This window comes from Pedobacter glucosidilyticus DSM 23534 (assembly GCF_000425145.1).
In the GTDB taxonomy this organism is placed as follows: Bacteria; Bacteroidota; Bacteroidia; order Sphingobacteriales; family Sphingobacteriaceae; genus Pseudopedobacter; species Pseudopedobacter glucosidilyticus.
In genome coordinates this window covers 1-15,359 of sequence record NZ_AULF01000010.1, presented here as the reverse complement: position 1 = coordinate 15,359, position 15,359 = coordinate 1, and the positions used below count along the sequence as shown (strand labels likewise).

At 34.0% G+C, this 15,359-nt stretch carries 13 protein-coding genes and 1 riboswitch; of the genes, 7 read left to right on the top strand and 6 right to left on the bottom strand.

Features of this window, described 5'->3' with window-relative positions; genetic code table 11:
• Positions 1 to 867 carry a nucleoside phosphorylase gene (locus H510_RS0103540; RefSeq protein ID WP_026903048.1) on the top strand — a complete coding sequence of 289 codons (867 nt, stop codon included), beginning with the start codon at positions 1 to 3 and terminating at the stop codon, positions 865 to 867.
• On the opposite strand, the gene H510_RS0103535 is transcribed toward H510_RS0103540, so the two are convergent.
• From H510_RS0103535 to mqnE, 3 genes are read right to left on the bottom strand one after another with little or no spacing between them, the layout of a single operon-like run.
• Positions 859 to 1,599, bottom strand: a complete 741-nt coding sequence (locus H510_RS0103535; protein WP_026903047.1) for a menaquinone biosynthetic enzyme MqnA/MqnD family protein — start codon at positions 1,597 to 1,599, stop codon at positions 859 to 861. The genes H510_RS0103540 and H510_RS0103535 overlap by 9 nt on opposite strands.
• A gap of 18 nt (positions 1,600 to 1,617) precedes the next feature.
• Positions 1,618 to 2,253, bottom strand: a complete 636-nt coding sequence (locus H510_RS0103530) for a histidine phosphatase family protein (protein WP_026903046.1) — start codon at positions 2,251 to 2,253, stop codon at positions 1,618 to 1,620.
• 11 nt (positions 2,254 to 2,264) lie between these two features.
• On the bottom strand, positions 2,265 to 3,458 hold the full coding sequence (mqnE, locus tag H510_RS0103525) for an aminofutalosine synthase MqnE (RefSeq protein WP_026903045.1): 1,194 nt from the start codon (positions 3,456 to 3,458) through the stop codon (positions 2,265 to 2,267).
• Between the two features lie 102 nt (positions 3,459 to 3,560).
• Between mqnE and H510_RS0103520 the strand changes: the two genes are divergently transcribed.
• The 3 genes from H510_RS0103520 (at position 3,561) to metX (ending at position 7,495) form a co-directional block, all read left to right on the top strand.
• Positions 3,561 to 4,685 (top strand): trans-sulfuration enzyme family protein, encoded by a 1,125-nt coding sequence (locus H510_RS0103520; protein WP_026903044.1) that lies wholly within the window; start codon positions 3,561 to 3,563, stop codon positions 4,683 to 4,685.
• Between the two features lie 119 nt (positions 4,686 to 4,804).
• Positions 4,805 to 4,907: riboswitch (SAM riboswitch) on the top strand.
• Between the two features lie 198 nt (positions 4,908 to 5,105).
• Positions 5,106 to 6,410 carry an O-acetylhomoserine aminocarboxypropyltransferase/cysteine synthase family protein gene (locus H510_RS0103515; RefSeq protein ID WP_026903043.1) on the top strand — a complete coding sequence of 435 codons (1,305 nt, stop codon included), beginning with the start codon at positions 5,106 to 5,108 and terminating at the stop codon, positions 6,408 to 6,410.
• Between the two features lie 29 nt (positions 6,411 to 6,439).
• Positions 6,440 to 7,495 (top strand): homoserine O-acetyltransferase MetX, encoded by a 1,056-nt coding sequence (gene metX, locus H510_RS0103510; protein WP_026903042.1) that lies wholly within the window; start codon positions 6,440 to 6,442, stop codon positions 7,493 to 7,495.
• A 52-nt stretch (positions 7,496 to 7,547) separates the two neighbouring features.
• Here metX and H510_RS0103505 read toward each other — a convergent pair whose 3' ends face one another.
• Genes H510_RS0103505 through H510_RS0103495 form a run of 3 tightly spaced genes read right to left on the bottom strand, consistent with a single transcriptional unit; the run spans position 7,548 to position 12,806 of the window.
• Entirely contained in the window at positions 7,548 to 8,939 is a 1,392-nt protein-coding gene (locus tag H510_RS0103505; protein WP_026903041.1) for a dihydrolipoamide acetyltransferase family protein, read from the bottom strand.
• Between the two features lie 46 nt (positions 8,940 to 8,985).
• Positions 8,986 to 10,236, bottom strand: coding sequence for a competence/damage-inducible protein A (locus tag H510_RS0103500; protein WP_026903040.1), 1,251 nt, complete (start codon positions 10,234 to 10,236; stop codon positions 8,986 to 8,988).
• A gap of 5 nt (positions 10,237 to 10,241) precedes the next feature.
• Positions 10,242 to 12,806, bottom strand: coding sequence for a putative LPS assembly protein LptD (locus tag H510_RS0103495; RefSeq protein WP_245584783.1), 2,565 nt, complete (start codon positions 12,804 to 12,806; stop codon positions 10,242 to 10,244).
• An 89-nt stretch (positions 12,807 to 12,895) separates the two neighbouring features.
• On the opposite strand from H510_RS0103495, the gene H510_RS0103490 reads away from it, so the two are divergent.
• The 3 genes from H510_RS0103490 to H510_RS0103475 form a co-directional block, all read left to right on the top strand.
• Positions 12,896 to 13,759 (top strand): N-acetylmuramoyl-L-alanine amidase family protein, encoded by an 864-nt coding sequence (locus tag H510_RS0103490; protein WP_425413791.1) that lies wholly within the window; start codon positions 12,896 to 12,898, stop codon positions 13,757 to 13,759.
• A 24-nt stretch (positions 13,760 to 13,783) separates the two neighbouring features.
• Entirely contained in the window at positions 13,784 to 14,728 is a 945-nt protein-coding gene (locus H510_RS0103485; RefSeq protein WP_026903037.1) for an MlaD family protein, read from the top strand.
• Between the two features lie 388 nt (positions 14,729 to 15,116).
• A partial coding sequence (locus tag H510_RS0103475) for a transposase (protein WP_162143050.1) occupies positions 15,117 to 15,359 on the top strand: 243 nt, incomplete at its 3' end.

Genomic DNA, 15,359 nt, shown 5'->3' with positions numbered 1-15,359 from the left:
ATGGAAAAAACGATAGCGGCATCAGATTTAATCATAAATGCTGATGGCAGTATTTATCATTTAAACTTAAGACCAGAAGATATTGCTGATACCATTATTACTGTTGGCGACCAAGAAAGAGTGCCAGAGGTGAGCAAGTATTTTGATAAAATTGAGCTAAAAAAGGGCAAAAGAGAGTTTATTACGCATACGGGTTATATCGGTAAAAAAAGAATAACCGTTATTTCAACAGGTATTGGTACTGATAATATTGATATCGTTTTAAACGAATTGGATGCACTTGCTAATATTGATTTTGAGCAAAGACAAGTAAAAGAAAACCATAAAACTTTACAAATTATTAGACTAGGAACATCTGGAAGTATAAATAAAGATGTAGAAATGGGCAGCATTTTAGCCTCTTCACATGGTTTAGGTTTAGATAGTTTGATGCATTATTATGAAAGAAGCCTAAACGCTGAAGATAAAGCTTTAGAGCAACAAATTCAATCTTCTCTTCAAGATTTAAGCTTATCTCCTTATTTAACATCAGCGTCAGCTTCTTTATTAAATTCTTTAGCTGCTGATATTCCTAAAGGGATAACGGTAACGGCTCCTGGGTTTTACGCTCCACAGGGCAGAAAAGTAAGAGCAATTAATAAAATCCATAACCTTATTGAAAGGTTAACAAGTTTAAATTTAAACCATCATCCAATTACCAATTTAGAGATGGAAACCGCAGGAATTTACGCTCTTGCCAATGCCTTAGGGCATGAAGCTATTTCTATAAATGCCATTTTAGCTAATCGCTTAAATTTTGAATTTGCCACCAATCCGGCTTTAATTGTAGAAAATATGCTTAAAAATGTTCTAGAGAAATTAGCTTAAGGCTTTAACATAATTTAAGAATAAGGTTAAAGCTTCTCGTTTTTGAGCGTCCAAAGGGTAATCTATTTTATGAAGCAAATAGTCTTCCAAATCAAAATCATCTCGCATTTGCATGGTTTTAAAGACTTCTTTACGGTTATCTAAACCAAGTTTTAAGGCATCACTAAAAGCATTAACAAATTTCTCTGGTAACTTTTTATTGCTTACCCAAGCAGCAAAAACAAAAGGTAAACCTGTGAAATTTTTCCATTCTTGAGCTAAATCATAAGCATAAGGATATAGATTTTGCTTGCCAAAAGTACGGTCTCCAATTTGTATAAATGCGGCTTTTGGATGTTTAAGCTCGCCGTAATCAACCGCATTCATTAACCTCACAGGGTTGACTTTAAAATAATGCGTTAGCAATACAAAAGCTAAATTATTTGAGGTATTAGACTCGGGGTCCAATTGTAAAAATTCTATTTCTTTTACCGGGCAATTGCTAAAAATATAAACAGAATTTACAGCACCATTAGCCCCTATACAATAATCAGATACTAAGTGATATTCTGGTAATTTTAACAAAGAGGCAACAGGTATTAAACCTATATCAGCTTCATTATCTATGAGTTTTTGAGCACACAATGCAGGATAATCTACCGTTAACTGTATTTCTTTTTTAACAGGATGATGCGCTAGACCATAAATAAAGGGTAATGTATTGGTATAACTAACCGCAGAAACTCTTATCATCTTAAAATAAAATCAAACCTATAAACCCTGCTCTTCTAAATGCGCTAAACTATTAAAAACTTCTATCTCAAACTGCTCTCCATCATAGTTTAAAACATATAAAGAGGTATTTTGGTGAGGATATGTGTCCATCTCAGATAATGGCTTTTTCATCAACAAACACATTAATAAACGTATCGCTCTGCCATGCATACAAATTAAAACCGTATGTTCATTTTCTTGATTAGTGATGTAATCCATTGCAGCTGCTTGCCGTACATAAACATCATTAGGGCTTTCGCCACCTTCTGGTTTAACATCATAATGCCCGGCGGCCCAAGCCTGTATTAAATTGACAAAAGCCTCTCTTAAAGCTGCATTGCTTTTTTGGCCTTCATAAACACCCCAAGCCAACTCATCTAAACCAGCTAACTGCTCCCAGGCTAAGCCATCATCAATAAAGCCTTTTACCGTTTGATGTGTTCTTTTTAAGGTTGATGTATAAAGTTTATCAAAAGGAATATCCTTGTATTTTTTATAAAAAGCTTCGCCTTGTGCAATTCCTGTAGCATTTAAATCAGAATTTACACCCCTGCCTTGTACAATCCCATCTTTATTAAAATCTGTTTCACCATGCCTAATGATGTAGAGCTTTTTATTTTTCTTCTTATCCAAACTATATGTTTTTAATTAATAACGGGTAAAGCGTAGTATTTTGGTTTTTCATCCTCAGGGAAATCAGCATGCTCAAAATCATTGATAACATGGTATAAAGTATCTCTTTCTACTGGTTTTTTACCAACTGCTTTAATCAATTTCACTAAATCTTTAGTACTCATGGCAGGGTTTTGCTCCTCGGCACCAGCCATAGCATATATTTTGGTGGTATCGTCTAAAGTACCGTCAATATCATCAACACCAAAATTAAGGGATAATTGAGCAGTATTTCTACCTATCATAGCCCAGTAAGCTTTGATATGCTCAAAATTATCCAGATAAATTCTAGAAATAGCGTAGTTTCTTAAATCTTCAACTACGGTAGATTCTGCCACATGAGACATTTGGTTATCCTGATTTCTAAATTTCAACGGAATAAAAGTTTGGAAACCACCTGTTTTATCTTGTAAATTCCTCAATCTCTCTAAATGGTCTACCCTATGCCAATATTCCTCTATATGACCATATAGCATGGTTGCGTTAGAGCGCATTCCTAATTTATGCCATTCTTCATGTATTTGCAGCCATTGGTCAGCATCGCATTTATCTTTAGCTATTTGTTCTCTTATTTCTGGATGAAAAATTTCTGCTCCACCACCCGGCATGGACTCTAAACCAGCTTCTTTCATCATCCGCATACCAGTAGCGTAATCTACTTTAGCTTTTTTAAAGATGTAATGATATTCTACCGGAGTGAGTGCTTTAACATGTAAATCTGGGCGATGCTTTTTAATAGCCGTAAAGAAATCCATATAAAATTTCATATCGTATTGTGGTAATACACCTCCAACGATATGAACTTCTGTAACAGGCTGGTCATCATAAGATTTTATAATGGCCATCATTTCCTCCATGGTATACTCCCAACCTTCTGCTCTTTCTTTAATTAAACGAGAATAAGAGCAAAATTTACAATCGTAAACGCATAAGTTTGTTGGCTCTATATGAAAATTTCTATTGAAATAAGTAACGTTACCATGCTTCTTGGTTCTGATATAATTTGCTAAAACACCCAGATAGGATAAATCAGCTTTTTCATATAAAAGAACTCCTTCTTCAAAACTTATTCTCTCTCCATTTTGTACTTTTAAGGCTATCTCTTTTAGAGGAACCTCTAAATGAGCATCTTGTAAAAGTACAGTAAGTTGATGGTATGCGTTCATGCGATGAATTTTGTCAAAATTAATAATTAGCAAGCTTTTTTTAGTTTACTTAATGTAAAACAAACACTTTTGTATTAAGTTTACTTTTGTAAGTTATAAACCATGAATTTAGAAACGCTAGTTATACATGCAGGCAATAAGGTTGATGAAGCTACAAAAGCAGTTGTACAGCCTTTAATTTTGTCTACTACTTTTGAAAGAAGCAATGGTGAATATCCAGGCGGATATATCTATTCCAGAGCAGATAATCCTAACCGAAAATCTTTAGAACGTGTTTTAGCTTTATTGGAAGGCGGTGAAGATGCTTGTGCTTTTGCCACAGGTAACGCAGCTGGCATGTCGGTTTTTCAAGCTTTAGCACCTGGCTCTCACATTATTTGTCCTGATGATATGTATCACGGACTAAGGAATCAGCTTAAAATATTATTTAAAGGGATTTTAACTTTTGATTTTATTGATTTTACTAATTTATCTTTAATAGAAAGCACTATAAATGCCTCAACAAAGTTAATTTGGGCCGAAACACCATCTAACCCTTTATTAAAACTAGCAGATATTTCTGCTATAGCCAAAATCTGCGAAAAGCATCAACTTATTTTTGCTGTTGATAATACCTTTGCAACGCCTATTTGCCAGCAACCTTTAGCCTTAGGTGCGCATTTAGTAATGCACTCTACCACCAAATATTTAAATGGCCATAGTGATGTTACTGGTGGTGCTATCATCACCAAAGATAAAGACCAATTTTGGGAGAAGATTAGAACTGTTCAAGGTTTTGGCGGTGCAACCCCCTCTCCTTTTGATTGTTATCTGATTACTCGAGGTATTAAAACTTTACCTTACCGGATGCGTGGGCATATAGAAAATGCCATGAAATTGGCTATTTATTTAGAAAATCATCCAGCTATTGAAGCTGTTTTTTATCCCGGCTTAGCATCACATCCGCAGCATGAATTAGCAAAAAAGCAAATGTTAAACTATAGTGGTATGCTTTCTTTCACTTTAAAAGGTGGTGAAAAAGCAGCATTTGATTTGATTAATGGACTAAAAATATTTACCCAAGCAACAAGTTTAGGAGGAGTTGAAAGTTTAATAGAGCATCGTTACGCAGTGGAAGGCCCAGATACCAAAACACCCAAAAATTTATTAAGAGTTTCTGTTGGTTTAGAACATATTGATGATTTAATTGATGATTTAGACCAAAATTTAAAAAACTTAAAACACTAATAATCAACAAAATATAGATAAATTCAAAATTTTATTTGGAAAAACAAAGCAAATAAATATATCTTTGAAACATTATTTGGTTTAAATACCAAAATCAATTCCTCTTCAGAAAAGGTCTTGATTTATAAAGAAGTGGTAAGAGAACAGGCTCTAAGACCCACTGGCAACCTCACAATAATTGTGAAAGGTGCCAAATCCTGACCCGAAAGGGAAATATAAATTAATTTAAAGACATGAAAAGTTTAGCATTCATCTTACAACAAATTAATTTCCTGCTCAAAGGAAATCAAAACACCCTTGTTTTACAATTTGCTTATGCGAAATGTAATATGTGTTGCTGTATGTGCTAATTCTTACGCCTCTTTATCCCATAATACATTTATAACAAACTTTATTATTCACATTTTAAAATATCATACAATGTCTAATAAAAATTTGAAATTTGAAACCCTGCAATTACATGCTGGCCAACAAGTAGATCCAACAACTGGTTCAAGAGCCGTTCCATTGTACCAAACCACATCTTATGTATTTAACAGCTCAGAACATGGGGCTAACTTATTCGCTTTAAAAGAGTTCGGAAACATTTATACACGTTTAATGAACCCAACTACAGATGTTTTTGAGCAAAGAGTAGCAGCTTTAGAAGGTGGTGTAGCGGCTTTAGCAGTAGCATCAGGACAAGCAGCTCAATTCATTGCGATAGCAAATATTATTCAATCTGGAGAGAACTTTGTTTCTACTAGATATTTATACGGCGGTAGCTACAACCAATTTAAAGTTCAGTTTAAGAGGTTAGGTATTGAAGCCCGTTTTGTTAACGAGGAAACACCTGAAGCTTACGAAGCCTTGATAGACGATAAAACTAAAGCTATTTACCTAGAAACTATTGGCAACCCAGCGTTTAACATTCCTGATTTTGAAAAAATATCGGCTTTAGCTAAAAAACACGATCTTCCTTTGATTGTGGATAATACTTTTGGTGCTGGTGGATACCTTTTTAGACCAATTGAGCATGGTGCTAACGTAGTAGTAGAATCTGCAACAAAATGGATTGGCGGACATGGTACTAGCGTTGGTGGTGTTATTGTTGATGGTGGAAATTACAACTGGGGTAACGGAAAATTTCCTCAATTCTCAGAACCATCAGAAGGTTACCACGGTTTAGTTTTCTCTGATGTTTTTGGTGTTAACGGTCCTTTTGGTAACATCCAATTTATCATCAGAGCAAGAGTAGAAGGTTTAAGAGATTTTGGCCCTGCTATTTCTCCATTCAACTCTTTCTTATTGATTCAAGGTTTAGAAACCCTTTCTTTAAGGGTACAAAGACATGTTGATAATGCTTTAGAATTAGCAAAGTGGTTAGAAAATCATGAGGCGGTACAAGCGGTTAACTATCCTGGTTTAGAATCATCTCCTTACCATACTTTAGCTAAAAAATATTTAAAAAATGGTTTTGGCGGCGTATTATCTTTCGAGTTGAAAGGTGATAAAGAAAATGCCATCAAATTTGTTGATGCACTTAAACTAACCAGCCATTTAGCAAATGTGGGTGATGCAAAAACACTTATTATCCAGCCTTCTGCAACTACACATCAACAATTAAGTGCTGATGAACAATTAAAAGCAGGTGTTACACCAACTTTATTAAGAGTTTCTGTTGGTATAGAGCATATTGATGATATTAAAGCTGATTTTGCTCAAGCTTTTGACGCCATTAAATAATTTTTTGACCTTTTTAATTGATGTTTGCGATGAGTGTAAAGATATTTCAATACAAAAAGCAGTTTAAGCTAGAGAGCGGTAAAAGACTTAAAAAGCTAAACATAGCTTACCATACTTTTGGTAAGCTAAATGCTGATAAAAGCAATGTAGTGTGGGTTTGCCATGCTTTAACTGCAAATTCTGATGTGTTTGATTGGTGGAAAGGCCTGTTTGGTGAAAATGATTTATTTAACCCAGAAGAGTATTTTATTGTTTGTGCTAATATTTTAGGTTCTCCCTATGGCACTACAAATCCTTTATCTGTTAATGAAAATACTAAGCAACCTTATTATTTGTCTTTCCCAAAAATCACCATCAGAGATATGGTTGAAGCGCACAAACTTTTAGCGCAACACTTAGCAATAGAAAACATAGAGGTTTTAATTGGAGGTTCTTTAGGTGGTCAGCAGGCTTTAGAATGGTCTGTTTCAGAAGCGGATAGAATTAAAAATCTAATTGTTTTAGCAACTAATGCACAACATTCTGCTTGGGGAATTGCTTTTAACGAATCGCAAAGATTGGCTATAGAAACCGATAGAACTTTTTACACACAAGAAGCAACAGGCGGACGAAAAGGTTTAAAAACAGCTAGGAGTATTGCTTTATTATCTTACAGAACATACCATTGTTATGCTGATAAGCAAATAGAATCATCTAACGAAGTTATAGATTCATTTAAATCTTCATCGTACCAAAATTATCAAGGGGAGAAATTAGTTAACAGATTTAATGCCTATAGTTATTGGTATTTAACCAAAACTATGGATAGCCATAACCTAGGAAGAGGAAGAACGAGTGTAGCAGCTGCTTTAGCAAGCATAAAAGCAAACACTTTAGTTATTGGTATAGCTTCTGATCTGCTTTTCCCAACACATGAGCAAAAATTTATAGCTAAACATATTCCCGAAGCATCATATCATGAAATTGATTCGCTTTATGGGCATGATGGATTTTTGCTTGAGGTTAGAAAACTTGAAAACATCATCTCTAAGTTTTTAAGAGAAAAAACTTTAAAAAGAGAGCAAAGCAGCTTACAGGTTGCTTAATAAAAAAAACCGATTAGAAAACTAATCGGTTTTTTTATTAAGAAATTGAAACTTAAATTTCTCTGTTGCTATCCCACTGTTCCAAATAATCGGCAACTTTTCTTACAAACATACCACCTAGCGCACCATCAACAACCCTATGATCATAAGATAATGATAAATACATCATGTGTCTGATACCTATCATGTCTCCATGTTGAGTTTCTATTACTGCTGGTTTTTTCTTTATTACACCAACTGCTAAAATAGCCACCTGCGGCTGATTGATAATTGGCGTACCCATAATATTACCAAAGCCACCAATATTGGTAATAGTAAAAGTACCCCCTTGTATTTCATCAGGCTGTAGTTTATTTATTCTAGCCCTAGCAGCTAAATCATTAACCGCTTTGGTTAAACCAACCATATTTAATTGGTCGGCATTTTTAATTACCGGTACAATTAAATTTCCACTTGGTAATGCTGTAGCCATACCAATATTAATATCTTTCTTCTTGATGATTTGAGAGCCATTTACAGAGATATTAATCATTGGCATATCTTTAATGGCCTTTGCTACTGCTTCAACAAAAATTGGAGTAAATGTTATTTTTTCGCCTTCTCTTTTTTCAAAAGCATCTTTTACTTTATTTCTCCATTGCACCAAGTTCGTAACATCAGCCTCTACAAAAGAGCAAACATGAGCAGAAGTTTGCTTACTGCTAATCATGTGATCTGCTATAAGCTTGCGCATCCTGTCCATTTCGATAATTTCATCATTACCGTTTCCGTAAGTTACCGTCTGTGTTGATTTTGGCTGTGAAGGCATTTCATCATGATAACTAAAACCTTCTTTACTGCTATCTACTTTATGGGCTTGGTTACTTTCTTTCTGATATGAACGTTGAGTTTGATTTTTCTCTGCAATATAATTGAGTAAATCATTTTTTGTAACCCTGTTTTCTGCTCCAGTACCTTGAATTTTGTCTAACTCTGCTAAATCTAATCCTTCTTCTTGTGCAATACTCTTAACTAATGGAGAATAAAACCTTCCTGACTCTGTATATTGAAAACTTGAGTCTTCTTTTTCTTCTGTTGCTGGCACAAAAGGAATTTCTTCTTCTGGTTCTTCTGGAGCTGGGATTTCTTCCTGTATGCTACTTAACTCTTCTGTTATATGCTCAACTTCAATTTTTTCTTCTTGCACAACATCATCCATTTGGCTCTCTGTTTCTATCATAGCTATAACATCCCCTACTTGAGCTATCTCATTTTCAGCAAAAAACTGCTGTACCAATTTACCCTTTACCGGCGATGGTACCTCAGAGTCAACTTTGTCTGTTGCTACCTCCAATACAATATCGTCTATTTCAATATTATCACCCGGATTTTTCTCCCATCTGATAACTGTTGCTTCCGCTACACTTTCGCCCATTTTTGGCAATAGTAATTTGTATTGAGCCATAAGAATTATTTATCGTTTATAACAAAAATAACAATTTGATTGATTTTTATGCTTGATGTTGCTTAAGTAATCGTAATAAAAGATTTAAAGCTGCAATAGCTGCTCTTTCTATATTTTGCAAACGTTTATTACTAAAAGTAAATTTCTTGGCAATAGTTTGATTTTTGTGCGCAACTGCTATCCAAACTGTGCCAACGGGTTTTTCTACCGTTCCACCATCAGGACCAGCAACACCACTAATAGCAATAGCATAATCACTATTAAAATTTTTGATTGCTCCATTAGCCATTTCTATAACTGTTTCTTCGCTAACAGCGCCATAGGTATCTAAAGTTTGACTATTCACGCCTAATTGCTTCATTTTTAAAGTATTGGAATAAACAATTCCTCCACCTAAAAATACAGAAGAAGAGCCCGGATGTTGGGTGAGTAAGTGTGAAAGATAGCCCCCGGTACAGCTTTCGGCAACGCTAAGGCTTAGTTTCTTAGCATCCATTAGATTTAAAATAGCTTTTTCTAGAGGAATATCTTGATCTGCAACCCAGAAATCTTCAATCTCATTTTTAATAAGCTTGGCAAAATGCTCAACTTCTTGCTGTGTTTGTGGTGTAATGCCTGTTACCGTACTTAATCTTAACCTTACAATACCCAATTTAGGTAAATAAGCTAATTTGATATAAGCAGGTAAACTATCCTCTATGTGTGCTATTTTTTCGGCCAAGAAAGACTCGCCAATACCAGCTGTTAAAATAGTTTTATGGAATATAGAGGGTAAATTATAAGTGGCTTTTATGAGAGGCAATATTTTATCCTGCATCAAAGCCATCATTTCAAATGGCACACCAGGCATAGAGACAATCATCCTATCCTCATTTCTAAATAACATACAGGGTGCAGTTCCATTTTCGTTTAAGAGAACTTCGCAATTATCTGGCACCATAGCCTGTTGCTTATTTAACTCGGTTAATGGAGCGTTATATTTGGCAAAAATAGCAGCAACTTTATCTAAAGTTGGCTGGTGTAAAACCATTCCCCCACTTTTATAGAACTCAGCTAATGTTTTTTTGGTAATATCGTCTTTTGTAGGCCCTAAACCACCGGTAATCAAAATAATATTAGCTCTTTTCTCTGCCTCATGTAGTGCTTCTTTAATATGCTCAGCATCATCAGAAACAGAAGTAATTTGCTTTACTTTAACGCCTATTTTATTAAGCTCTACTGCCATCCAGGCCGAGTTGGAGTCGATAATTTGGCCTATAAGAATCTCATCGCCAATGGTTATAATTTCTGCAAGCATATTTTTTAGAATCTTTGGATTGCGTTTGATGTACGCTTACTTAATTTTAAATCTTGAAGTATGGATGCTTTAACTCTTAAATTAACACTATAGAATTTATAAATCCCGAAAGGACTCCAATTGATGGATAAATCCCAACAATGTAAATCGCGGTAAATAGCAAAAGATGTTGGGCTAATGGTATTAGAGTTAAAATCATAACCTGATGAAAATTGAACTTTCCATTTAGGCGTTAAGTTAAAGTCTCCGTTAGCATTAAGTGTTTGCACAATATCTTTCTCAAAACCTGTATTGATATAATTGAAATTATAGAAAAAACTTAAATTCCATGGGATATTAAAATCAACAAAAGCGTTGGCATTTCTACTTATTTGTTGTAATTGTGCGGCTTGTTGCGGACTTACCCTGTTAAACAAATCACTATTCTGATTTGGAGGATTATTGGTAGCATTATTTTTGCCTAAAGTTGTCGAGTTTAAGCTATAATCAAAAGAAAAACTAAAGTTTTGTAAACGTGGTAAGCTCCCCTCCTGCCAAGTATATCTATCTAATCTTCTACCTCTTAAAACACCATTAAACTCCTCTGTTTCGTAAACATAGGGATCTAATACGCCCGTAAAACTTATACCTAATTTTTCGGTAAAAAAGGTTCTTCCTGAGAAAGAAAGTGTTGAAAGTTTAAAACTATCTGCCAAGAAGTTATAATTACCATTGATGTTTAAGCCTTGCAAAATAGGAATCTTCTTTATACCTCCGTTTGTAGTATCTTTGGCATTACGCACCTTCATTTCGATATTATTTTCTAAACCAAATGTCATGGATGCTTGCCTACCCAAACCCGGCCCTTGGTAAATACTATTCTCAAAAATAGAGTAACGCTGTACATCTCCTGTCTGGTTAGATCTTACATCCTGATAATAACCATATTTATCCTGACCAAAATCTGGACGGTAAGAAATACCTACGTTGGGTGTCATCACATGCCTAATGGCTGCAACTTTACCTTTTTTGAAATTTACCATACCATAAATTTTTGTAGACACTTGGGTACCTACAGAATATTCGCTGGCTCTTCTAAAGCCCTGAATGGTGTCGATAGCTAAAGAATCTTTAGTTCCGTTGGCTGTAGGTGCTAAAATATAATTTTTACGGATGGTTTGTAAATACCAACGTTCATTATAAGATAGGTTTTGGCTAAACTGGAAATATTTAAATATTTGTGATGATAAAGAAACTGGGATACTGTGCTGAATACCTGTTCTTACTTTTCTTAATGCGTCTTTAGTAAATAACAAAGAATCTGTTGTTTCTAACTGGTTATCAAAGTTTAAGTTATAACCTACTGCAATTCTTTGATACCATTTTTGCTCGCCTGCTCTATCCTTTTTATCAAAAGGATTGATGGTAGACATACTGAAATTTAAAGTTGGTAAACCTAAACGTATCTGTTTAGTGGTTAAATCTTGACTGTGAGACAAACTAGTACTTAAGTTAAACGGTGTATTTGCCCATGTTTTAGAATATGAAATACTTGAATTTAATGTATTTTGAGCTATTTGAGTAAAATCCTGAACACCACTTTGTCTAAAATAAGATGAAGAACCCGCATTCACTGATGCGCTAAAATTGGTTCCTGGTCTGGCATTAGGGTTTTGTGTGTGTGTCCATCTGATATTGAAGTTTTTACTTGGATTTTCATATTCTGGTGTACCTTCTACTCCAGATTTTGTTGAAAAGAACGAAAAGAATAAGTTACCGTTATACTTGTAACGTTTGGTGTAATTACTAGTTGCATTCATCTCATAAGAACCTTTTGAGTAAACACCACCTCTTAGGGTTAAATCCCAATAATCATTTAAACCTACATAATACCCAAAGTCTTTCAAGAAAAAACCCAAACGAGCATCTTCGCCAAAATTAGGTAGCAAAACTCCAGAAACCCTTTTATTAGGCTTAGGGAAAAAGCCAAAAGGAAGTACGAAAGGAAGCGGAACATCTTCTATAACCAAATAGGCTGGCCCAGTAACAATAGTTTTTTCTGTTGCAATACCCTTTGTTATAATGATACCAAAATGCTGATGTGGATCTGGAAGATTACAAGTAGAATAAGTTACCTTTTTCATGTGAACTTCCTCGTTTTGCTGCTTTTTAATTCTTCCACCGGTAATAAATCCTCCATCCTGCTCGGTATATACCTGATAAATTTTACCCTTAGAAGTTTTAAAATTGTAAAAAACAGAATCGGCAGTGAGCGTACCCTGAGAAGGATCTTTAAAAATAGGTAAACCAGAAAACTTACCTAAAGAATCTATAGTTCCTTTAGCAAAAATAGTATTATTCTTTTGGTCTAATTTTATGAAGCCGGCATCAACTTCACGTTCACCGTAAACAACTTTTGCCTTTCCGTATAAATAAATGATATTGTTTTTAGCATCGTAAAAAGTAGAATCTTCTGCGGTAGCGACAATTTTATCATTAATTGTATTTTTGTTAGAATTTTTCTTAACAGAATCCGTTTGGGTAGAATCTGTAGATGCAATAGCGTTAATTTTTGTTTTTAACGTGTCCACTTGCCCAATTGCATCATTTGTTAGTAAACAAATGTGTATTATTGCGCCAATACAGATAAAAATTATATTAGTAAATTTCAAAATTCAATATGAATATTATTTTTGTAAGCAAGGTAAACGAAAAACGTTCAAAATTAATGAAAATTACAACATCCAAAAGGTTTATTAGCTGTATTATTCTTTCTATAACTCTTACCTTTTTTTCAAAAAATTTATTTGCCGGCAAAGATAACTTTTCTGCAGCTAGTAAAGTAAAAGTAATTGTAATAGATGCCGGACATGGTGGTGAAGATGGGGCCACAAGAGGTTTATTTTCTAAAGAAAAAGACGTAGCCTTACAAGTGGCTTTAAAATTAGGAAAAGCTATAGAAGCTAAATTACCTGATGTTAAAGTAATTTATACCCGTAAAACGGATGTTTTTGTAAAACTTTATGATAGAATTGGGATAGCGAATAGAGAGAAAGCAGATATATTTATATCTATACATTGTAACTCTATGCCTTATAATTATAAAAATAGAGCTGCAGTGAGGGGTACTGAAACACTGGTATCTGGTTTTGGTAGAATTGATGAACAGGATGCTGCCTTAAGGGAAAATGCTTCTATATTGTTAGAAAAAGATTATAAAAACAATTATGAGGGTTTTGACCCTAGAGACCCGGAGAGCTATATTATTTTTTCGTTAATGAAAAATACTTTTAGAGAACAAAGTATTAAATTGGCATCATTACTGCAAGAGGAGTATAAAAAATCTGGACGTATTAGCAGAGGTGTTAAGGAGCAAAGTTTAGCCGTTTTAGCCAAGGCAGGCATGCCTGCTATTTTAACAGAAATTGGCTTTATCAGCAGCCCTGAGGAAGAAAAATATATCAATTCTGACGAAGGTCAGAATGAAATTGTAAGCAATATTTTAAATGCTATTATCACTTACAAAAAGCAAATTGAGTCTTAAATTTGAAAATTAAAATTTAAAATTTTGAAAATTTCTAACGAAACTAAAGTAGGTATACTTGCAGCCTTTGCAATTGCTGTTTTTATCATAGGTTATAACTTCTTAAAGGGTAACGATATTTTTAGCAGCGAAAATGAATTTTATGCCAAATATGACAAAGTTGAAGGTTTGGCGATTTCTAAACCTGTTTTGGTAAACGGTTATCAAATTGGACGTGTTTCTGATCTTACTTTACTAGAAAGCGGGCAAATATTAGCCCAATTTAAAATTGATCCTAAATATGCTATCCCTAAAAACACCATAGCCAGACTAGAAAGTACAGATTTGCTTGGTAGCAAAGCTGTAGTTTTTGATTTAGGAAGTAGCCTCACTTATGCCGTTGATGGAGATACTTTGAATGCTAATGTGCAACAAAATATATTGGAACAAGTAGAGCCTGTACAAAAGAAAGCTCAAATGCTTATTTCTAGAATGGATTCTATTTTAACATCTGTTAATCAGATTTTGAACCCTACATTCCAAGAAAATATCAATAGAAGTTTTAATAGTATTGCTAAAACTTTAGAAACTTTAGAATCAACCTCTAAAACTGTTGATGGTATGGTGGGTGTGCAATCTAAAAGAATTGATAACATATTAGCTAATGCCGAATCTATCTCTGCTAATTTGAAGAATAATAATCAACAAATCACCAATATTATTACCAATTTTAATACCATGTCTGACCAATTAGCTAAAGCTAATTTTAAACAGACTTTAGACAATGCAGATAAGGCTGTTGCTGATTTACAGAATGTTATGAATAAAGTAAACTCAGGCAAAGGGTCCGTAGGTTTACTATTAAATGATGAAAAATTATACAATAACTTAAATAATGCAGCTCAAAATTTAGATAAGCTTATGCTAGATTTAAAAGCTAATCCTAAACGTTATGTAAGCTTCTCGGTATTTGGTGGTAAGAAAGAGTAAAAAATATTTTTGTTTAAAACATAAAAGCCCTTAAAGGGCTTTTTTATATTATTCTTTTCACATAAATATTTTCAATTAAACCCGATTAATCAAAATCTATTTCAAAATAGTGAAGAATTGCCTTATAATTATCTTGGGCTGTAAGACAGGTATCTAATAAGTACTCTTTTATATGTGTCCATTCTTTTAAACCTCGATAATAAAAAAGCTTAATATCTTCATTTATGATAAACGGAACGATGTTATTTGCTAGGCACTCTTTAAACATAATTAGTCGAGCCTTAAAAAGTATATAAAATTATGATTATCAATACTTTGTGTATAATTTTAATGTGAAATAATTGCAAGATTTGTTATATTTATATCGTAAAACTTGCAAATATTTAAGATGCTTCCCAATAAAAAACCAGAGAATCAAACCAGCCTATTTTTCACTTTTGAGCACACCCTAAACCGCCACCATCCCTTATTTTTACTTGCCAACAAGATAGATTGGAGTGTTTTTGAAAAGGCCTTTGCCCCACTCTATTGTAAGGATAACGGCCGTCCGGCCAAGCCCATACGTTTAATGGTGGGTTTACTGATGTTGAAACATATCCGTAACGTATCAGATGAAAGCGTTGTAGAGCAA

What these genes read in the sequence shown, in the direction of transcription:
- H510_RS0103540 (WP_026903048.1), top strand. Translation starts at nt 1, where the DNA reads ATGGAAAAAACGATAGCGGCATCAGATTTAATCATAAATGCTGATGGC.
- H510_RS0103535 (WP_026903047.1), bottom strand. Translation starts at nt 1,599, where the DNA reads ATGATAAGAGTTTCTGCGGTTAGTTATACCAATACATTACCCTTTATT.
- mqnE (WP_026903045.1), bottom strand. Translation starts at nt 3,458, where the DNA reads ATGAACGCATACCATCAACTTACTGTACTTTTACAAGATGCTCATTTA.
- H510_RS0103520 (WP_026903044.1), top strand. Translation starts at nt 3,561, where the DNA reads ATGAATTTAGAAACGCTAGTTATACATGCAGGCAATAAGGTTGATGAA.
- H510_RS0103515 (WP_026903043.1), top strand. Translation starts at nt 5,106, where the DNA reads ATGTCTAATAAAAATTTGAAATTTGAAACCCTGCAATTACATGCTGGC.
- metX (WP_026903042.1), top strand. Translation starts at nt 6,440, where the DNA reads ATGAGTGTAAAGATATTTCAATACAAAAAGCAGTTTAAGCTAGAGAGC.
- H510_RS0103505 (WP_026903041.1), bottom strand. Translation starts at nt 8,939, where the DNA reads ATGGCTCAATACAAATTACTATTGCCAAAAATGGGCGAAAGTGTAGCG.
- H510_RS0103500 (WP_026903040.1), bottom strand. Translation starts at nt 10,236, where the DNA reads ATGCTTGCAGAAATTATAACCATTGGCGATGAGATTCTTATAGGCCAA.
- H510_RS0103490 (WP_425413791.1), top strand. Translation starts at nt 12,896, where the DNA reads ATGAATATTATTTTTGTAAGCAAGGTAAACGAAAAACGTTCAAAATTA.